Genomic DNA, 18,905 nt, shown 5'->3' with positions numbered 1-18,905 from the left:
CTCACTATGAAACCACTGCTTGCCAGCGCCGCCCTGCTACTCACCGCCTGTCAGGGCACAGTTGCCCCCCAAGGGGAGACGCTCTATATCAACAGCCAGCTGGTCGATTGTGTCGGGGTCGGTCCGATGCAGTGCATGCAGGTGCGCAGCGACGAACAGCAACCCTGGACGCTGTTCTACCAGAACATTGAAGGCTTCCAGTTTGAGCCGGGCTACCAGTATCAGCTCAGCGTCAGCAAGGAGCAGCTCACCGATGTGCCAGCCGATGCCCCCTCCCTGCGCTACCAGCTGATCAAGGTGGTCAATAAAGTCGCCAGCAAGTAACGGCAGGATCAAAAAACGGGGGATGGCGCTGGCCATCCCCCGTTTGTTATCACTGTTGCTTCACTTGAGCGACTATCGCGGCGGCAATGCCATATGGAGCAAGGGATAGGGCTTGCCCTGGCCATCCAGCGGCGAGCGGCCCGTCACGGCGAACCCCATCTTTTGGTAGAACCCCACCGCCTGCTCATTCTGCTCGTTGACGTCAACCAGCGTCGCACCGCACTGGTCGATGGCATGCTCCACCAGTTGGCGACCCACGCCACTGCCGCGCGCAGCAGGCGCCACAAACAGCATCTCTATCTTGCCATCACATAGCCCGCAAAAACCGGCAATGCTCCCCTCTTCTGTGCGGGCACTGTGCAGTGTCACCGCATCGAAGTAGTGCTCCAGAATAAGCGGCTTGAGCGCGAGGATTTCGGCCTCGGGCAGGAAGTGGTGGGTCGCCCGCACCGAGGCCTCCCACAGCGCGATCAGGGCCGGATAATCAGCCCGCGTTGCAGTATCAATTTTCATCAATGACTCTTTGTTGCAGCCCGCAGGATGGCAGTGGCCGCCCCGCGGGCCAAAGCGATTAGCGTGCCTGCACCGCCTGCAGCAGCACCGACACATCGGCACCAAAGCTGCGGGTGCGAATGGCTTCGCGGATCTCCGCTTCGCTGTAGCGGCTACCCGGATAGACCACCACGCAGGAGGTGTCGCCCGGTTTGAGGAAGTGGGTCTCGCCAAACGGGGTATAGCGGGTGGCGCCGATGCTGATCAGCGCATGGGGAGGATGTCCCGCCTGTGCCAGCAGCCCCTGAATGTGCTCCGCCGGACCTTCATCTTGCTGATGGTTGAACTTGTCGATGGCCCAGTCGAGCAGCTGACCGTGGAAGTAGCTGTAATCGATGGCAGCGCTATCTACCCCGTAGGCGTGCAGCTCACCGTCACGCTCCAGATAGCAGGCGATGCGATAGTCATCGAGCTCGCAACCGGCGGCAAAACCGGTGAGCGGCAGCAGGTTGGCCGCCAACCCCTTGCTCTCTTCACCCCAGTTCTTCTTCTCGCTGATCTTCTTGGCGTTGGGACGACGGATGGAGCAGTCGTTATAGGCGCCAAAGGCACGGGGATGGATCGCCACCACCTGCTTGTCGGCATATTCCAGCTCGCACCAGAGGGCCACTTCCGGCTCAATCTGCACCTTCTCGTCACCGCTGACCGCCGCTTCCGGCAGGAAGATGGCGTTATTGCTCAGCGGAAAGACCCCGAGCTGGCCCGGATGGCCCGGCACGAAGAAGGGGAACAGCGCCTTGGGCGCGGTGGTATCACGCACCACGACCGCCACGAAGTCCGACGCTTCACCCGCCTGCTCCAGATGACCGGCGAAATTGCCCGCTACCCCGAGTCCGATAAACTTGCTCTCTGCTGTTACTTGCATCTTGCTCACCTGCATCTTGCCCACGCAAGGTAGCAGGCTCGTCGCCCACTACCGCTAAAGTGGCAAGATTAAACCACAAGGCCCCCGCGTTCGCCCAGTCCGACCCTCCGCTGGTGTGCGCCACTCCGCTTTTTTGACTCCGGTTGGCGACGCCTTGCACCATTTCAGTCACCTCATCCACCTCGTCCGCTACGCGGGCTGGTCATCTTGTCGCCATCAGCCACTGATCTGCCTTGCAGCAATCGGCCAACGCCCCAGAGAAGCGAAAAACAGAGTGCAACAGCCGCAAACCGGGTTCACCAATCGATATAAACAAAAACGCAGGCATTTAGCCAAAAGGCATAAATTCTACTTATAGTGGCCAGTTTGGCCCCTCTCTGCCTCGTCGGCTGCCCGCCAAGCCCCTTGCGACCATCTTCCGATCTCTTCCTCTCTATTCTCTCTTTCCCCCTTTCTCCTCTTTGGCCTGCGCACCAACTTTGCTAGGCTGCCAGCCACACAGACTCACAGAGGGATCTTCTTGATGTCACAGGAGCACTTTCAGGGCTGCTTCGAAGTCGAGTTCAAATATCGGCTGGCGGATCGCCCCGCCTTCCTCAAGGCGCTGCTCGCTCTTAATCCGGAGATCATGCTGGAAGATAATCTGGAGCGGGATCGCTACTTCGACACCCCGGACGATGCCCTTGCCCGCACAGGCAAGAGTCTGGCGATCCGCACCATGGAGCCCTCCGGCATCCAGCTCTGGATCGTCAAGGGGCCTGAGGCGGATCGCTGTGAAGCAGTCAATATCAGCGATGCCGACAAGGCCGTCAGCATGCTTATTACCATGAACTACCGGCAGATACTCGAGATCACCAAAAGGCGCAGCATCTACTTTCTTGGCCCGTTTCACCTCACCCTGGATCATCTGGCCGGGATTGGCGATTTTGCCGAGCTGGCCATCATGACCGATGACGAGGCTCGCCTGCCTGAATTTCGCCAGCAACTGCTCGCGCTGGCCGAGCAGTTGGAGCTATCTCCCGATGCGCAGGAACCGCGATCCTATCGCACCCTGTGCACCCGGCACATGCAGGCAACACACACCACGCAACCAGAGGATGCAACCCGATGATCGACAAACTCGCCTGGCTCACGTTCAAGGATCAACAGCTGCTCTGCGCCCGCTCCCACGGCAAGGCCATCTATTACATTCCCGGCGGCAAGCGCGAACCGGGCGAGAGCGACGAAGCGGCGCTGATCCGCGAGATTGACGAGGAGCTGGCTGTCACCCTGCAACCCGATACCCTGCGCTTTGCCTGTGAGTTCAGCGCCCAGGCCGATGGCAAACCGGCCGGGGTCGAGGTACGGCTGCGCTGCTACACCGGCGAAGCCAGCGGCACTCCGGTCGCCTCGGCCGAGATCGCCGAGCTGCGCTGGCTCGACAGCAGCCATCTCGACGAGCTCTCCCCCGTCTCCCGCCTGCTCTTTGGCTGGCTCAAGGAGCAAGGGCTGATCCGCTAACAGGCCACAGCCTCCTCCTTGCATCACGGCCAGAGAACACTCTGGCTGAACCACAGGCAAGATACCGTTCAAACAACGAAAAGGATGTCGGATGGACATTATTGACGTACCCGCTATCGAGGATCACCTGCCCGCCCTCATCGCCCTGCTGCAAGATTGTGTCGACAGTGGTGCCTCGGTCGGTTTTTTACCGCCCTTCAGCGTTGAGGATGGAACCAGGTACTGGCAAGGAGTGGCAGCAGATCTGGCATCAGGCAGCCGCAAGCTGTGGCTTGCCCTTGAGCAGCAAGCCGTTGTGGGCGCCGTGCAGCTCTCACTCTGCGGCAAGGCCAACGGTCGCCACCGGGCCGAAGTGGAAAAACTGATGGTAGTGCAAACGGCAAGAGGAAAAGGTGTTGGCCGTGCGCTGATGCAGGCGATGGAACAAGGCGCCCATGCCGCGGGTCGTTCGCTGCTGGTGCTGGATACTCGTGCCGGTGACGTGGCCTCCCACCTCTATCGTCAACTCGGCTATCAGGAGGCGGGCCAGATCCCCCATTTTGCCCTCGGAGCCGATGGCAAGCTGGCGGCGACGGTTATCTTCTACAAGGCGCTCTGAACACTAACCTCATCATGTATCAAAACAACAGGGCCGGTCTGATGACCGGCCCTGTTTGTTGCAATGGCGCTGCAATGGGAGCTATCTACCTCACGGCAGCTTGGTAGCACGCACCTCAACCTCTGGCAAGGCAAAGGCATCTTGGGCGGCGATGAGTTGCAGCTCATAAGCCTGCTGGCGCCAGGTCTCTTGCAACACAGCATCCACCGCCGCATTGGTGCGCTCAAAGGCGTTCACCGCATCGTGGCCGGTCAGCAGGTTGGCCAGCATCAGGGCGCTGATAAGATCGCCAACCCCGACCGGCTGGCGGGCAAAGTCGTAGAGCGGGCGGGCAATCAGGTAATCCCCTTCGGGGGTGGCCAGCAGCATCTCGAAGCGGCTCGGATCTTGCGCCGCGCGGCCCAGATGCTTGACCAGTACCAGCTTGACACCACGGGCCAGCAGCTGATGAGCGGCGGCACGGGTTTGCGCCAGATCCGCCAGATGGGTATCGCAGAGGGTCTCCAGCTCCAGCAGGTTGGGGGCCATCATGTCGGCCACCGGCAGCGCTTGCTCGGTCAGAAAACGGGTGACGCCGGGGGCAACGATGCACCCTTTCTCGGGATGCCCCATCACCGGATCGCAGAAGTAGATGGCATCGGGATTGGCCGCCTTGACGGCGTTGACCACCTTGAGGATCTCGTCACCCTGCTCGGCCGAACCGAGGTAACCACTCAGCACCGCATCGCACTGACCCAGCACTTCGATATTGCCCAACCCTTCGGCCAGCGCGCTGATGTGTCCCGCTGGCATCGCCATCCCCTGCCACCCCTGCGCGTACTGGGTATGGTTGGAAAATTGCACCGTGTTGACAGGCCACACATCGACACCCAGGCGGCGCATGGGAAACACCGCCGCGCTGTTGCCGGCACAGCCGAACACCACGTGGGACTGAATAGAGAGAACGGATTTCATCGGGATCACCACAACAAAGGATCAGCAAAGTGGGCAATATATCGGATGAAGATATTGGATTGCCACCTTGTCACCACACGAACCGGCATTTTCCTGATTAAGCGCAGGCTTTTGACCCGAGGTTATTGGGTTCTGCGCTGCTTTGCGTTCGTCCTTCTGTTCGCTATGGGCGGGCGAAGTGGTAGACCCACCCCTCATCCAGAGCCATCTCAGCAGGTGGTGACAACAGTGCTGGCAGCTGCGCCACCTGACCGCCAGCGGCATATTGCAGTGCCATCAGAGCGCACAGCGCCGCATCATAGCGATCCGTATCCGGCACCACATCGACGGGCAGCAGCGCAGCCAGCTCGGACCTGGCAGAGGATGCCTTGCCAGCTACTTTAGCCAGCGCCGGATAGACCTCCAGCACAGCGCGACGGGCCTGTGATGCAACGGTGGGCACCAGTTGCAGATCCGACAGATTGGGCAGCATGGAGAGCGCCAGGGTGGCGTTGTTGCCGAGCCGATCGAAGGTGGCCGACAGCGGCTTCTTGCCATATTGCTGATATAACCAGCGCTCGCAGTCGCGATAGGCGTAGGGGTTGTCGATTTCCCGCTCGGGCACGGCGCAGGAGAGCGGCTGACCGTTAAGCAGGTCGCGCAAGGCGCGGGGAAAAGCGAGCGGCGCATCGATGCCGAGCGCAAGGTGCGGGCAGGCCTCGACCTGCGCCAGCACCGCCTCGTCCTGCAGGGCCGGACGCAGCAAGGCGGCCAGATCCGGTGCGACCCGCGAGCTCAGGCGAAACAGCGGCGAGACACCGAGCCAGTGCAGGCTGCTGGAGTCGGCCAGCCAGCCCACCACGGCCACCGCCTGGGCGCTGCCCTGCCAGCCCCGCACATCCCAGCCAATCCCGATTGCACTCATCTGCCCTGCCGTCATCTGTCACCTCTGTGTCACGGATAGAAGGGGCACAGGGTAATCAGCCGAGACGCTTAACGCAAAGCGAACCGCCCACTCAGAACGATTTCTGGAAGTTCACCAGCGGCAAAATGGGGAAAACGCCGTTGGCGGCGTAGTTGGCCAACCCAATCTGCAAACCGTCGAGGTGTTTGGTGGCATTGATAAAACCGATCTGGAAGGTGGTACGCTCGGCATAGTTGACCAACCCGACGTTGGCCAGCGCATTGCCTTTGGCGATATTGACCGCTCCCCAGTTAAGCCCCTCCACGTTATTGGTCAGGTTGACCAACCCGAGATTGACGCCGGTATCCTGTCCTTCATGCCAGTTGACGGTGTTGATGGCGACCCCGCCAAACTGGTGGCGTACACGACCGGCACCGAGAAAGATCCCGAGCTGCAGACCTGTGAACTGATCCACATCGGAGAGCGCAAACACCGGCAGATCGATCCCCTTCACCTGGCCGGTGCGACCATAGAGTAACGAAGCCCTGGCCCCTTCCACCTGATGGGAGGCTGGCAAATTGACCCCGGGCAGCGAAACCTGCACCGGCGTACTGGCCTGCGCAACGCCGCACAACGTGAGAGCGCCACAGGCCAGCAGCAGTCGGGAGAATGTCATTAGATACTTCCTTGAACCATTGAGAATGGCCCGATCCTAACAGCCAGGGAAGCGCGTGGGCACACCGCCAGAGGCGGAGTACGTCACGATACGTCACGGGTCGCTATAGGTCACGGGGTCACGGCAGCACATCTGGCTCACCCGCTGGCAATGCCATTGGGGTCGACCTCATGGCCATTGGCTACTTTTTCACAACGAACGAGCCCCTATCCTTTCTTTACCTGACCGAACTGCCTAAAATAGCCGCCCTGCTGTATTTGGCATTCATCCATTTAGAGGATTTCCCATGGAGACGTTTCTGCTCGAAGGCCACCCCTTCGTTGCCTTGTGTGACCTTATCAAGCATCAGGGTTGGGCCGATTGTGGCGGCGCGGCCAAGGCGCTCGTCGCCGAAGGGCTGGTCGAAGTGGACGGCCAGGTCGAGACTCGCAAGCGCTGCAAGATCGTGGCCGAGCAGGTGGTCAACTTCAACGGCATGAAGGTTGTGGTCAAAGAGGGGATGAGCCCGGAGATCGAGTGATCGGCCACGGCTGATTGCCACCGCTCCGCCAGATCTGCCGGCGGAGCGTTTGAGCTGCCTGTACGGGCGTATCTCTTGAGCGCATCAGCTGGCCTTGATCGAGAGGGTCAATACGAAGCGCGCCATCGCCTCATCCCCGTTCAGTGACGGACAAGTGGCCACCACCTGTATGGGGCGATTGATGCGCTGCCCAGTGGCCAGCGATTCATCGATCATGGCGTCGATCTCCTCCCCCGCTGCGCAGTCAAACTGCACATCCCCCTCGGGCCGCTTCAAAAATTCCCCCTGCACATCCTTGAAGGCGAAGTGTACCTTCTTGCGCCGCTGCCGCCCCTTCTCCATCACCAGCAGACCGCCTACCAGATCGGCTCCGGTGGCCAGCGCGCCGAAATACATGCTGCCCAGGTGGTTGCGAGTGCGCCAGCCCAGCGGAATGCGAATACGCAGCGCCTTGGCGTTCATCTCTTCGATGACTGGGGCGCAAAAACCGATGACGGGAATGTAGCGCCAGGCAAAGAGCCGTAGCGCCAGATTGGCTTTGAAACGTTGCAAATCCATATGCGAACTGATCCGATGAGTTGATGTAAACAACATGTTGCCTGCATCGCCGTCATTCAACAAGCACAGGGATCACGGTTATGACCATTTGCCCGACACAAAAAAGAGGGAACCGCACCGGTTCCCTCTTTCATCCATGTTACTGGTTCACAACAGATGCGCTGATCAGGCTCGCTTCTCTTCCAGCCAGGCGCCTTGACTCTGCATCTCGAACAGCTGGGCATAGTGGCCACCGAGGGCCATCAGCTGGCTGTGGCTGCCCCGCTCGTTGACCTGACCGCGGGAGAGCAACAGGATCTCGTCCGCATCAACAATGGTCGAGAGGCGGTGGGCAATGGCGATGGTAGTGCGGCCACGACGCGCAGCCGCCAGCGCCGAAGAGAGGGCCAACTCGGTCTGGGAGTCCACGCTGGCAGTTGCCTCGTCAAGGATGAGGATCTTGGGATCCCCCACCAGCGCGCGGGCAAAGGAGAGCAGTTGACGCTGACCCGCGGAGAGGTTCTTGCCCCCCTCCTCCATCAGGGTGTTCAACCCATCCGGCAGGCTGCGGACAAACTCGGCCAGTTGCACCTCGGTCAGCGCCTGCCAAAGCCGCGACTCGTCGATGCCTTCACGGCCAAGGCGCAGGTTCTCGGCCAGGGTACCGACGAAGATAAAGGGATCTTGCTGTACCAGCCCGATACTGCGGCGTACCGCCGAAAGCGACAGGCTCGCCATCGGGTGATCATCGAAGCGGATGGTGCCCTGATCCAGCGGGTAGAAACCCATCAACAGGCTGATGATAGTGGACTTGCCACTGCCGGTGTGGCCCACCAGCGCCAGCATCTGGCCAGGACGGGCAGCAAAGCTCACATCACGTAGCACCTGCTGCTCGCCATCGTAGGAGAAGCTCACCCGATCGAAGCTCACCTGTCCTGCAAGGGGACGCATCTCACCCTCGGTGCTCTCGCGGGGTTCATCGAGCAGAGCAAAGACCCGCTCACCGGCCACCATCGCCTGCTGTAGCTGGTTAAGCTGGTTGGTCATCTCGATCAGGGGTTCAATCATCCGTCCCAGATAGCTGATAAAGGCGTAGAGCACCCCCACCTGGATGGCGCCGCCCGCGCTCAACCCCTCGTGGGCAAACAGTGCCAACAGGCCTATCAGCACCATCATGTAGAAGAGATCGATGAGCGGGCGCAGCAGAATGCCGTTGATCTTGAGGCTCTTGAGGCGCGCCGCCCAGTGCTGCTGGTTCACCTCGGCAAACGCGTTGGCGAAATGTCTCTCCTGCACCATGGCCTGAATAACCGGCATCCCCTGCAGCGACTCGTTAAGACGGCTATTGATGTCAGAGAGCAGGCTGCGGGTCGCCCGCACTACAGGCACACTCAGCTTCTGATAAAGCCACATCACACCGGCCACCGCCGGCAGCAGGCAGGCACAAACCAGCATCAGCCGCAGATCCAGCAGCGCCATGGAGATAAGGATGCCGCACAGCAGTACCACCTTCTGCACCAACAGCCCGATCACCTGCACGTAGAGGTTCATTATCGCCTCGGTATCGTTGGTGATACGGGAGATGAGCGAGCCCGAGCGATGCCGGTCAAAGTAGCGGGCTGGCAGCCGGATGGCAGTGGCAAACACCTGCTCACGCAAGGTCTGCACCACCGCCTGGGCGATGCGGTTAAAGCGCAGGGATTGCAGGTAGAAACCCGCAGCAGAGAGCACCTGCAAGCCGAGATAGCCCGCGGCAATGGCTGCGATGGCGGGCCACACCAGCTGGCGCGGCGTCAGATAGTCATCGATGAACAGCTTGATAAGCAGGGGGCCTGCCACCTCGGCACCGGTGGCCAGCAACAGGCAGAGCCCGGCCTGGATCAGCCAGCGCGGATAACGGGCACAATAGGCGAGTAGCCGTTTGATAGTCGGGTTCACAGGCTCTCCTCCACATCTTGTTCCAGCCGTTGGTAACGGACCATGTCAGCGTACCAGCCGTTGTGAGTCATCAGGGCGCCATGGCGGCCACGCTCGCTGATCGCGCCCTGCTCCAGCACCAGGATCTCGTCGGCCTGCTCCACCGCCGTCATGCGGTGGCTGACCAGAATGAGGGTCCGTTTGTGGGCCTTGAGGGCATGCAGGATCTGCTGTTCGGTATGGGCATCCACCGCCGAGAGCGCATCATCGAGCACCAAAATGGGCGCTTCCAAGAGCAGAGCCCGGGCGATGGCAAGCCGCTGTTTCTGACCTCCGGAGAGGGTCACCCCCTTCTCCCCCACTTCGGTCTCATACCCTTTGGGAAAGCGACTGATATCGTCGTGCACGCAGGCGATGCGCGCCACCCGCTCCACCTCCTCCCGGCTGGCATCAGGCTTGCCGAGGGCGATATTGGCCGCGATGGAGGTTGAAAACAGAAACGGCTCCTGCGGCACATAGGCAAACTGGCTGCGCAGCGTCCCCAATGGCAACAGGTCAATCGGAACGCCCCCCATGGCAATCTTGCCTTCTGTGGGATTGGCCAGCCGCATCAGCAGTTTGAGCAATGAACTCTTGCCCGCGCCGGTGCGGCCCACCACCCCGAGCATACCGCCCTGTTGCAGGGTAAAATCGATATTTTGCAGCAGGGTCCGCTGCTCGAGCTGATAGCTCACTCCTTCAACCTTGAGGGGAAATGCCGCGCCAAAAGCAGCCGGTTGGGCAGCCTCTTCAATATCGCAACGCTCGCTCAGCAAGCTCTCGATACGGGAATAGGCGGCGCTGCCGCGCTCAATGATGTTGAACAGCCAGGCGATGGCAAACATCGGCCAGATCAGCTGACCCAGGTACATGGTGAAGCTGGTAAGCTCCCCGAGGGTCAGCTCGTCACGCAGTACCAGCGCACTGCCACCCGCTACCGCCAGAAAGTAGGAGCAACCGATACAGAGATAGATGACGGGATCAAACTTGGCATCAATGCGGGCCACCGCCATGTTGCGCTCACCAGCCTGACGAGTCAGTTCGGCAAAGCCCTGATCTTCGAGGGATTCGACGGCATAGGACTTGAGCACCCGCACACCGGAGAGCGCCTCCTGGGTCTTGTTGTTGAGTTTGGAAAAGGCACCTTGCGCCGCTTTGAACTGGGTGTAGATCTGGGTACCAAAACGGTTCATGAAAAACGCCATCACCGGCAGCGGCAACAGGGAGAGCAGAGTCAGCTGCCAAGAGTACTGGCTACACATGATAGAGAGCACCAGTACCCCAACCATGATGGAGTCCACCAGGGTCAACACCCCTTCGCCTGCGGTCATCTCCACCGCCTGAACATCATTGGTCGCGTGAGCCATCAGATCGCCAGTGCGATGACGCTGGTAGAAATCGGGGCTCATCCGGGTGAAGTGGCTGAACAGACGGTTGCGCAGTACATAAGCCAGCCGATAAGAGGCGCCAAACAGCATGACTCGCCAGGCGTAACGCAGTATGTAGATGAGCAAACCAAGGCCCAACAGACCGGCCAGATAGCCCGTAAGCGTTGCGCTATCCAGTGATCCCCTGGTAATGCCGTCCACCACCCACCCCACCACTTTGGGCGGAATGACTGTCAACAGGGCCACCATCATCAGCAGAAAGATGGCGATCAGATAACGCCGCCACTGCTCCCTGAAAAACCAGCTCAATCGTATAAATACGCTCACACCACCAACCTTTAGCGCCATCTACCCATGACAATGCCATAGAAGGGCTGTCTGGCAAGCTACGCAGAAATTGAAAAAAAGAAAACAATCGCCTCCGGCTGGAGGCGATTCGAATGAATGCTCATCATATCCTGAACAGAGAAGGTTGAGAATAATTACTATTTAATTCACTGTGACATGTGATCATCCCCTATTGAATAGGGGTTGTACGAACTTTCATGCTGCTCACCAGTTAACAAAAAGTGTGACACCTCTTCTCGGGTCTGACTGAACACCTGCTGCAACTGCTCCAGATCCGTCTCGCTCAGTACCTCGTTTTGCCGCAACCGCCACTCCAGATCGCCAGCGACGACCTGCAAGCGGGAAGCCGATATATTGGCCGACACCCCCTTGAGGGTATGGAGCAGCTTGCTGGCGATTTCGGGTTGCTGACGGCGCAGCGCGGAGCGGATCTCCCACAGATCATCTTTGTGCTCCGACATAAACAACTTGAACAGGATCTGCAGCGCCTCCTTGTCCTGCTCCAGCCGTTTGAGAGCATCGTCCAGGTCGAGGAGCCCCATCAAATCCGGTGGTTTCACCTCCATCAGCCCCGCCTGCTCAACCCCTTGCGGTTTCACCCACTGCAACAGGTTGTTATAGAGATCCAGCTTGCTCACCGGTTTGGTGACATAGCCGTTCATCCCCACTCCCAGACAGCGCTCCTTGTCACCCGGCATGGCACTGGCTGTGAGCGCAATGATGGGGACATCGTGCTTGTCCACCATCTTGCGGATCTGGCGTGTCGCATCCAGCCCGTCCAGCACCGGCATTTGCAAATCCATCAGGATCACATCAAAAGGCTGTTCGGAAACCCGCTCCACCGCTTCCCGACCATTGCTGACCACGCAGACCTGGGCATCGACCCGGCGCAGATACTCAATGATGAGCTGCTGATTAACCCGATTGTCTTCAGCCAGCAACACCCGAGTTCCCTGCAGCAAGGATTTAAAATGCTGCTGATCCCCCTGAACTTCGGCTTTACGCAGATTAAGCTCGTAGGAGCTGCCGTTGAGCAACTCGTCCACCTTGGCTAGCAGTGCATTCTCGGTCATAGGTTTGGGCAGAAAATGGGTCAATCCCATACTGTCCATTCGGGCGTGCAACCCTTCTCTGGCCCAGGCACTGATCATCAGGATAGGGATCCTCCGCCACTGGCTATGCTGATACATCTCCAGCGCCAGATCGAGCCCATCCTCCTGACCCATGCGCCAGTCGAGAATCGCCAACCGCAGGTTCTGTCCCTCTTCACACAACAGCTGCCGACCTCGAGAAAGGGAGTTGACCGGCACCACCCGCACGCCAGCCCGAGTCAAAATATCGCGGGCCAGATCCAGCACCAGCTCGTTGTCGTCCATCACCATCACCATCGGCTGGTTCTCGAAAAAAACCTTCCTTCCAGCCACACCGTAAACGGCCTGCGCGATCGGAATTTCAAACTGGAACAGCGACCCGACCCCCGGCTTGCTCTGGACTGTGATCCGCCCGCCCATCAGCTCAACCAAACGTTGGGAGATATTGAGCCCCAGGCCAGAGCCGCCATATTTGCGGGTATTACCCGCCTCCAGTTGGGTGAACGCCTGAAACAGCTGCGCCAGTTTCTCCTCGGCAATGCCGATACCGGTATCGCGCACACTGAAGCGGATCCGCATCGGATGAGGATTGGCCAGCTCGATGGAGACCTCCACCTCACCGCGCTCGGTAAACTTGATGGCATTGTTAACAAGGTTGACCAGCACCTGCCCCAACCGCAGGGGATCTCCACGCAAGAAGACCGGCACCTCTGGCGACTTGCGAATGATCACCTCGACATGTTTACGTTCTGCCAGATCGGCAAACATACCCGCCAATGAGTCGAGCTGTTCACTGAGATCGAAATCAATCTCTTCCAGCGTCAGCTTGCCGGATTCCACTTTGGTTAGATCGAGAATGTCATTGATGAGCAGCAGCAAGGTGTCGGAGGAGGACTTGATCTTGCCAAGATAGTCACGCTGTTGCTGATCCAACTCGGTTTGCAACGCCAGAGAACTGAAACCGATGATGGCATTCATCGGGGTGCGGATCTCGTGGCTCATGTTGGCCAGGAAATCACTCTTGGCCTGGGCCAGCAAGCCCGTCTGGCGCGACAGTTCACTCAGTTTCTGGTTGCGGCGCCACAGGGTATAGGCCACCAGAGCGAAACAGATCAACGCCCCCGCCAGCACAATGAGATAGAATCGGTTCATCAATGACGAGGCGCGTTCCAGTTTATCCAGCTTCCAGCGCACCAGACTTTCAATCACATGCATATCGATCAATCGGTAGCGCAGGGTGTGATAAGCCATCACCTGACGACTAAAATCTTCGCTCAGTTTTACCAGCGTGATCACCTCGGGAAGTGCGCCATAACGGGCAGTGAGTGAGCGTTGCAACAGCACCAACTGCTGTTGTTCATTACTATCCGAGCTGTGCTGCAAATAATTGATTAACTGAGCCAGTTCATTCACATCGAGATGCAACTCACTGTCTGGCGGGGCACTCTCGCGTACTTTCTGCAACTGATGCTGAAAGGGTTGAGCTATGTATTCAATCGCCATCTCCATGGCATGCAGCTTGGCCAGATCCATCAGGTAAGCATCCAGGTCCCGCAACAAGTCCTGAGAAAGAGGGGCTTGTTCGACCTCGGGATCACTGCGGATCGTCCGCACAAAAGTATCCAGGACGATAGATAACTGGCCAAGGCGCTGCTGAACATTGCTATCGTTGGCATTTTCCCGACCAAGCAGGTAAACGCTGTCAGAATTGATCCGGTTCAGCACGACCTCAGCCGCCTCATTCAGATTGTGCGCCTGCTGCTGCTGGCTAAGCAGTTGCCAACAGAAGCCCGAAAAACCGAGCAACAAGGCAGCTACCAGCGCTGGCACCACAGGGCTCTTCCGTGATCCTTTATTCATCCCGTCTCGACTCTCAACTTGTGGTCGCTGAATTATCTGGCAGGGCGAAGATCGCATGAGGATCCACTCCCGCCAGTGGCTGTGTTACCGTTATTATGTGGCTCTCACTTGGGAACGATATCCCCGTCAGCACAGCTATTGAAGGAGCCAATTATGTCATTTATCACTACTTATTGTAGCCATTGCTTTACCCGAAACCGTCTTCCGGTCACGCAGATAAATAATTCAGCCAAATGTGGGCACTGCAAAGCCCTCATGTTCAGTCAGACTCCCTGTCTCGGGCGCGTTGAACAATTCGATACCCTGATCAACTCCGATATCCCGGTTGTTGTCGATTTCTGGGCCAGCTGGTGCGGACCATGCCAACAATTTGCACCAGTATTTCATGAAGTTGCACACGAATTAGAACCCGGTATGCGCTTTGTCAAAGTCGATACGGAGCAACAGGCGAGCCTCGCCGCCCGTTACGCAATCCGCAGCATTCCTACCCTGATGGTCTTCAAGCAAGGGGAAATCGTGACACAGATAAACGGTTCACTGCCCAAAAGCATGTTTAAACAGTGGCTGGAACAGTTCATTTATGTTTGATTTATGCTGCGCACATGTTTTATTTGTGTTTAATTCAGACCCTTTCTATCAATCACTATGTGAGTAGTGACAGATTTTGAGCAATAGAACCTGTTTCAAACAAGTGAACAGATGTAATCTCGGCAACACAAAAACAACCATAAATTAACCGAGAGAACAATATGCACACATCGGCTGTACCCTCTGCTCCGTCTCGCTGGCTGGACATCAAATCAGGGATCGTCATCCTGGATGTCCTGCTACTTTGTGCCATGCTGGCCTGGCTCCCGTTTGATCCCATGGTCAACAAGGGGTTGGGCATTCTGGTCTTCATCGCCATTCTCTGGCTGACCGAAGCCCTCCATGTCACCATCACCGCTCTGCTCGTCCCCCTGCTTGCCACCGTGCTCGGGGTATTTGACATGAGCAAATCCCTTACCGACTTCGCCAACCCGATCCTGTTCCTGTTTTTCGGTGGTTTTGCTCTCGCAGCTGCGCTGTCCAAACAGGGGCTGGATACCCTGATGGCAGGCAAGGTGATGCACTTCGCCAACGGTCATCTCGGTTGGGGCGTCATTCTGCTCTTTACCATCACGGCCGCCATGTCCATGTGGATCAGTAACACCGCTACCACCGCCATGATGCTGCCACTGGCTATCGGTATGCTGACCCGCCTCGATAGCAAGAAAGATCGTGCCACCTTTGTGTTTGTTCTGCTTGGCATCGCCTATAGCGCCAGCATCGGCGGCATCGGTACTCTGGTAGGCAGTCCCCCCAACGCCATCGCTGCCGCCCAGATGGGGATCGGCTTCACCGACTGGATGAAGTTCGGCATTCCGGTGGTACTGATCCTGATGCCCTGCGGCATTGCCCTGCTCTATCTGGTCACCCGTCCGCAACTTAGTCACCGTGTCGAGATCCAGGATGTCACCATCAACTGGACTCGCGAGCGTAAAGTCACCCTGGCTATCTTCCTGACTACCGTTGTGCTCTGGATCGGTTCACAACCCATATCCAATGCCTTTGGTGGTATCCCGCAACTCGATACCCTGATTGCCATGGGTGCTATCGTGGCCATCGTCGTCAGCCGCGTTGCCAGCTGGGACGATGTGAACCAGAACACTGACTGGGGCGTACTGATGTTGTTTGGCGGCGGTTTGACCTTGAGCGCCATTCTCAAAGCGACCGGTACCAGCGCTTTTCTGGCTGCACATCTGTCAGCCGTGCTCTCCCACGCAAATATCTTCGTGATCTTGTTGATGCTGGCCGCTTTTGTGGTGTTTTTGACCGAACTGGTCTCCAACACGGCCACCGCTGCCCTGCTGATACCGCTGTTCGCCGGTGTGGCGGAGGCTCTCGGCGTCTCCCCTATCGTGATGGCGGTCTTGATCGCTATCGGGGCTTCCTGCGCCTTTATGCTGCCGGTTGCCACCCCGCCCAATGCCATCGTCTTTGCTAGTGGTCACATCCGCCAGCAAGAGATGATGAAAGCAGGAATGTCCCTGAATCTGGTGTTTACCGCGCTGTTAGCGCTGCTAGCCTACTTTGTCGGTGACATTCTCTGATTACCCTCATGCCTGCTAACTAAACAAAAACCCCCGCATTGCGGGGGTTTTGTCATCTCTGTATCTGATTAACCTATCTTGCAAGCCTTCAGATCCCAGATCCGATCCACATAGTCCTGAATGGAGCGGTCAGAGTTGAACTTGCCCATGGTGGCCGAGTTGATGATGGCTTTCTTCGCCCACAGTGCCGGATCACGATACCAAGTATCGATCAGCTTGTGCGCATCCGAGTAGGACTGGAAGTCAGCCAGCGTCAGGTAAGGATCTCCCCCTTCCAGCAAGGAGCGCTTGATGGAGGCCAACTCACCCGGACGACCCGGCGTGAAGTAGTCGGTATCAAACCAATCCAGCACGGCTTTCAACTCTGAGTTAGCATAGTAGAAGTCGTACGGGTTGTAGCCACGTCCCTTCAGTGCCTTCACCTCGTCCACGTTCAGACCGAAGATGGCGCAGTTTTCAGCTCCCGCCTCTTCTGCGATCTCGATGTTGGCCCCATCCAGAGTCCCGATAGTGATAGCACCGTTCAATGCCATCTTCATGTTGCCGGTACCGGAGGCTTCGTAACCTGCAGTGGAGATCTGCTCGGAGACATCAGCAGCTGGGATCAGCTTCTCGGCCAGGCTCACGCGGTAGTTCGGCATGAACACCACCTTCAGCTTGCCTTGAATACGGGCGTCATTATTGACTCGCTCTGCCAGCTTGTTGATGGCGTAGATGATGTCTTTGGCCAGCTTGTAACCTGGTGCCGCTTTGGAACCGAAGATAAACACCCGCGGATGCATGTCGTAATCCGGGTTGGCCAATAGACGACGATAGAGCGCCATGATGTGGATGAGGTTCAGCTGCTGGCGCTTGTACTCATGCAGACGCTTAATCTGAACGTCAAAGATCGCCTCGGCGCTGACATCGATGCCGGTTTCGGCTTTGATGACTTTGACCAGTTTCTCCTTGTTGTGACGCTTGATGGTCATGAACTGCTTCTGGAACGCTTTGTCATCAGCAAACTTCACTACTCCACGCAGCTTGTCCAGCTGCAGCGGCCACTCCTTGCCCACCACCTCGTTATAGAGTGCAGCCAGTTCCGGGTTACAGGCCAGCAGCCAACGACGCGGGGTAACCCCGTTGGTGACGTTGCACATTTTTTCCGGCCACAGTTCGGCATACTCGGGGAACAGATCTTCTTTCACCAGCTTGGAGTGGATCTCGGCGACGCCATTCACTTTTGACGAGCCGATCACACACAGGTTACCCATGCGCACTTTGCGCACATCACCCTCTTCGATGATAGAAAGCTTGGCCTTGATGGCGTCGTTACCTGGCCATTTGGGTTCGACCAACTCGCTCAGGAAGCGGGCATTGATCTCGTAAATCACTTCCAGATGGCGAGGCAACACCTTCTCGAACAGACTGACCGACCACTTCTCCAGCGCTTCCGGCAGCAAGGTGTGGTTGGTGTAAGAGAACACCTGATAGCAGATAGCCCAAGCGGCATCCCAGTTCAAATCCTCCTCGTCCACCAGCACCCGCATCAGTTCCGGAATGGCAACAGTCGGGTGGGTATCATTGAGCTGAATGGCAATCTGCGCTGCAAAGTTACTGAAATCAGAACCATGCACCCGCTTGTAGCGACGCATGATGTCCTTGATGGAACAAGCACAGAAGAAATACTGCTGGATCAGACGCAGCTCTTTACCTGCATCGGTCTCATCGTTCGGATAGAGCACTTTGGAGATGGTTTCAGCCTGGGCTTTCTCTGCCTGGGAGTCGATATAACCGCCAGCGTTAAACACGTCCCAGTCAAAAAATTCAGAGGCACGGGATTCCCACAGACGCAGGATGTTGACGGTGTGACCGCCAAAACCAACAACCGGGATATCCCAAGGCACCCCTTTGATCTTGCGACCGGCGTGCCATACCTTTTTCAGGCCGCCATTGTCACCAAACACGGTCTCGACATAACCGTAGAGTGGTACTTCTTGCACTGATTCGGGACGGCAGATCTCCCACGGGTTGCCATATTCACGCCAGGAGTCCGGACGCTCAATCTGACGGCCATCCTGGATCTCTTGACGGAACAGGCCGTGTTCGTAGTGGATACCATAGCCAACCGCCGGGTAGTTCAGGGTGGCCAGCGAGTCGATGAAGCAGGCAGCCAACCGACCCAGACCACCGTTGCCCAGAGCCATGTCCGGCTCTTGTTCGCACAGGTCGGTCAGTTCCAGACCGAGTTCACCCAGAGCCTCTTCACAGGTCTTGTACAAAGAGAGGTTGTGCAGGTTGTTGGAGGTCAGACGCCCCATCAGGAATTCAGCAGAGAGATAGTGAATGGCACGAGTATCTTTCTTGAAATGAGTCTGCTGAGTACGGGTCAGGCGCTCGTACACCTGTTCATTGACGGCCGCAGCGGTAGCTTTCCACCACGCTTCGGGAGAGGCTTTCTGTTCGCTTGTACCCAAGGTAGAACGCAGGTGACGCACGATACTCGCCTTGAGCTGATCTTTATCCAGTTGGAGATCCTGGTCTGTCTTCTTCTTGGTAGCCATAAACCATATTCCTTCGTTACAAATAAAATTGTTATCCCGCTAGCGGGACCGGCGCTGTTGTTATCTCAAAATATATCCGGCGTGAGAATACTAACTAAAGCCACAGAATTAAAAGTTAACGCAAGTCACACTTTAACCGATAAAAACAGCCTTAAAATCTTGAAAACCCTTTCCTTTA

General features: G+C 57.6%; 17 protein-coding genes. 7 read left to right on the top strand and 10 right to left on the bottom strand.

Annotated features, from left to right (window positions below; genetic code table 11):
• The first annotated feature begins 6 nt into the window (after positions 1-6).
• Positions 7-324, top strand: coding sequence for a DUF4377 domain-containing protein (locus tag ACE1BR_RS03405; protein WP_374867631.1), 318 nt, complete (start codon positions 7-9; stop codon positions 322-324).
• 72 nt (positions 325-396) lie between these two features.
• On the opposite strand, the gene ACE1BR_RS03400 is transcribed toward ACE1BR_RS03405, so the two are convergent.
• Positions 397-837, bottom strand: a complete 441-nt coding sequence (locus tag ACE1BR_RS03400; protein WP_374867629.1) for an acetyltransferase — start codon at positions 835-837, stop codon at positions 397-399.
• Positions 838-895: 58 nt separating this feature from the next.
• Entirely contained in the window at positions 896-1,741 is an 846-nt protein-coding gene (locus ACE1BR_RS03395) for a DUF5718 family protein (RefSeq protein WP_374867627.1), read from the bottom strand.
• Between the two features lie 523 nt (positions 1,742-2,264).
• Here ACE1BR_RS03395 and ACE1BR_RS03390 point away from each other — a divergent pair.
• From ACE1BR_RS03390 to ACE1BR_RS03380, 3 genes are all read left to right on the top strand, one after another.
• On the top strand, positions 2,265-2,852 hold the full coding sequence (locus ACE1BR_RS03390) for a class IV adenylate cyclase (RefSeq protein ID WP_374867625.1): 588 nt from the start codon (positions 2,265-2,267) through the stop codon (positions 2,850-2,852).
• Positions 2,849-3,241 carry an NUDIX domain-containing protein gene (locus ACE1BR_RS03385; protein ID WP_374867623.1) on the top strand — a complete coding sequence of 131 codons (393 nt, stop codon included), beginning with the start codon at positions 2,849-2,851 and terminating at the stop codon, positions 3,239-3,241. Before ACE1BR_RS03390 ends, ACE1BR_RS03385 begins: the two co-directional genes overlap by 4 nt.
• A gap of 91 nt (positions 3,242-3,332) precedes the next feature.
• The gene (locus ACE1BR_RS03380; protein WP_374867621.1) at positions 3,333-3,839 is read left to right on the top strand and encodes a GNAT family N-acetyltransferase; all 507 of its coding nucleotides are present in this window, start codon (positions 3,333-3,335) and stop codon (positions 3,837-3,839) included.
• A gap of 90 nt (positions 3,840-3,929) precedes the next feature.
• Here ACE1BR_RS03380 and pdxY read toward each other — a convergent pair whose 3' ends face one another.
• The 3 genes from pdxY to ACE1BR_RS03365 form a co-directional block, all read right to left on the bottom strand.
• The gene (pdxY, locus tag ACE1BR_RS03375; RefSeq protein WP_374867619.1) at positions 3,930-4,793 is read right to left on the bottom strand and encodes a pyridoxal kinase PdxY; all 864 of its coding nucleotides are present in this window, start codon (positions 4,791-4,793) and stop codon (positions 3,930-3,932) included.
• 163 nt (positions 4,794-4,956) lie between these two features.
• Positions 4,957-5,712, bottom strand: a complete 756-nt coding sequence (locus ACE1BR_RS03370) for a DUF429 domain-containing protein (RefSeq protein ID WP_374867617.1) — start codon at positions 5,710-5,712, stop codon at positions 4,957-4,959.
• A 76-nt stretch (positions 5,713-5,788) separates the two neighbouring features.
• Positions 5,789-6,352 (bottom strand): VC2662 family protein, encoded by a 564-nt coding sequence (locus tag ACE1BR_RS03365; protein WP_374867615.1) that lies wholly within the window; start codon positions 6,350-6,352, stop codon positions 5,789-5,791.
• 286 nt (positions 6,353-6,638) lie between these two features.
• Here ACE1BR_RS03365 and ybcJ point away from each other — a divergent pair, with 286 nt between their 5' ends.
• Positions 6,639-6,872 (top strand): ribosome-associated protein YbcJ, encoded by a 234-nt coding sequence (gene ybcJ / locus ACE1BR_RS03360; protein ID WP_033116144.1) that lies wholly within the window; start codon positions 6,639-6,641, stop codon positions 6,870-6,872.
• Between the two features lie 84 nt (positions 6,873-6,956).
• Here ybcJ and ACE1BR_RS03355 read toward each other — a convergent pair whose 3' ends face one another.
• From ACE1BR_RS03355 to ACE1BR_RS03340, 4 genes are all read right to left on the bottom strand, one after another.
• Positions 6,957-7,430, bottom strand: a complete 474-nt coding sequence (locus ACE1BR_RS03355) for a DUF4442 domain-containing protein (RefSeq protein ID WP_374867613.1) — start codon at positions 7,428-7,430, stop codon at positions 6,957-6,959.
• A gap of 165 nt (positions 7,431-7,595) precedes the next feature.
• A complete protein-coding gene (locus ACE1BR_RS03350; protein WP_374867611.1) occupies positions 7,596-9,347 on the bottom strand; it encodes an ABC transporter transmembrane domain-containing protein in 1,752 nt (583 codons plus the stop codon).
• A complete protein-coding gene (locus ACE1BR_RS03345; RefSeq protein ID WP_374867609.1) occupies positions 9,344-11,080 on the bottom strand; it encodes an ABC transporter transmembrane domain-containing protein in 1,737 nt (578 codons plus the stop codon). Before ACE1BR_RS03345 ends, ACE1BR_RS03350 begins: the two co-directional genes overlap by 4 nt.
• A 167-nt stretch (positions 11,081-11,247) precedes the next feature.
• Positions 11,248-14,052, bottom strand: coding sequence for a response regulator (locus tag ACE1BR_RS03340; protein WP_374867607.1), 2,805 nt, complete (start codon positions 14,050-14,052; stop codon positions 11,248-11,250).
• Positions 14,053-14,205: 153 nt separating this feature from the next.
• Between ACE1BR_RS03340 and trxC the strand changes: the two genes are divergently transcribed.
• Together trxC and ACE1BR_RS03330 are read left to right on the top strand one after the other, a co-directional pair.
• Complete coding sequence (trxC, locus tag ACE1BR_RS03335; RefSeq protein WP_374867605.1) at positions 14,206-14,640, top strand: thioredoxin TrxC; 435 nt, start codon at positions 14,206-14,208, stop codon at positions 14,638-14,640.
• A gap of 161 nt (positions 14,641-14,801) precedes the next feature.
• On the top strand, positions 14,802-16,184 hold the full coding sequence (locus ACE1BR_RS03330) for an SLC13 family permease (RefSeq protein WP_374867603.1): 1,383 nt from the start codon (positions 14,802-14,804) through the stop codon (positions 16,182-16,184).
• Between the two features lie 68 nt (positions 16,185-16,252).
• Here ACE1BR_RS03330 and ACE1BR_RS03325 read toward each other — a convergent pair whose 3' ends face one another.
• Complete coding sequence (locus tag ACE1BR_RS03325; RefSeq protein WP_374867601.1) at positions 16,253-18,727, bottom strand: glycogen/starch/alpha-glucan phosphorylase; 2,475 nt, start codon at positions 18,725-18,727, stop codon at positions 16,253-16,255.
• Positions 18,728-18,905: the final 178 nt, after the last annotated feature.

It is taken from the genome of Aeromonas sp. MdU4 (assembly GCF_041929505.1).
GTDB lineage: Bacteria > Pseudomonadota > Gammaproteobacteria > Enterobacterales > Aeromonadaceae > Aeromonas.
This window is presented reverse-complemented; position numbering and strand designations above follow the sequence as displayed.

Excerpts from the sequence above, each read along its gene's own strand:
- ACE1BR_RS03405 (WP_374867631.1), top strand. The coding sequence starts at position 7 with ATGAAACCACTGCTTGCCAGCGCCGCCCTGCTACTCACCGCCTGTCAG.
- ACE1BR_RS03400 (WP_374867629.1), bottom strand. The coding sequence starts at position 837 with ATGAAAATTGATACTGCAACGCGGGCTGATTATCCGGCCCTGATCGCG.
- ACE1BR_RS03395 (WP_374867627.1), bottom strand. The coding sequence starts at position 1,741 with ATGCAAGTAACAGCAGAGAGCAAGTTTATCGGACTCGGGGTAGCGGGC.
- ACE1BR_RS03390 (WP_374867625.1), top strand. The coding sequence starts at position 2,265 with ATGTCACAGGAGCACTTTCAGGGCTGCTTCGAAGTCGAGTTCAAATAT.
- ACE1BR_RS03385 (WP_374867623.1), top strand. The coding sequence starts at position 2,849 with ATGATCGACAAACTCGCCTGGCTCACGTTCAAGGATCAACAGCTGCTC.
- ACE1BR_RS03380 (WP_374867621.1), top strand. The coding sequence starts at position 3,333 with ATGGACATTATTGACGTACCCGCTATCGAGGATCACCTGCCCGCCCTC.
- pdxY (WP_374867619.1), bottom strand. The coding sequence starts at position 4,793 with ATGAAATCCGTTCTCTCTATTCAGTCCCACGTGGTGTTCGGCTGTGCC.
- ACE1BR_RS03370 (WP_374867617.1), bottom strand. The coding sequence starts at position 5,712 with ATGACGGCAGGGCAGATGAGTGCAATCGGGATTGGCTGGGATGTGCGG.
- ACE1BR_RS03365 (WP_374867615.1), bottom strand. The coding sequence starts at position 6,352 with ATGACATTCTCCCGACTGCTGCTGGCCTGTGGCGCTCTCACGTTGTGC.
- ybcJ (WP_033116144.1), top strand. The coding sequence starts at position 6,639 with ATGGAGACGTTTCTGCTCGAAGGCCACCCCTTCGTTGCCTTGTGTGAC.
- ACE1BR_RS03355 (WP_374867613.1), bottom strand. The coding sequence starts at position 7,430 with ATGGATTTGCAACGTTTCAAAGCCAATCTGGCGCTACGGCTCTTTGCC.
- ACE1BR_RS03340 (WP_374867607.1), bottom strand. The coding sequence starts at position 14,052 with ATGAATAAAGGATCACGGAAGAGCCCTGTGGTGCCAGCGCTGGTAGCT.
- trxC (WP_374867605.1), top strand. The coding sequence starts at position 14,206 with ATGTCATTTATCACTACTTATTGTAGCCATTGCTTTACCCGAAACCGT.
- ACE1BR_RS03330 (WP_374867603.1), top strand. The coding sequence starts at position 14,802 with ATGCACACATCGGCTGTACCCTCTGCTCCGTCTCGCTGGCTGGACATC.
- ACE1BR_RS03325 (WP_374867601.1), bottom strand. The coding sequence starts at position 18,727 with ATGGCTACCAAGAAGAAGACAGACCAGGATCTCCAACTGGATAAAGAT.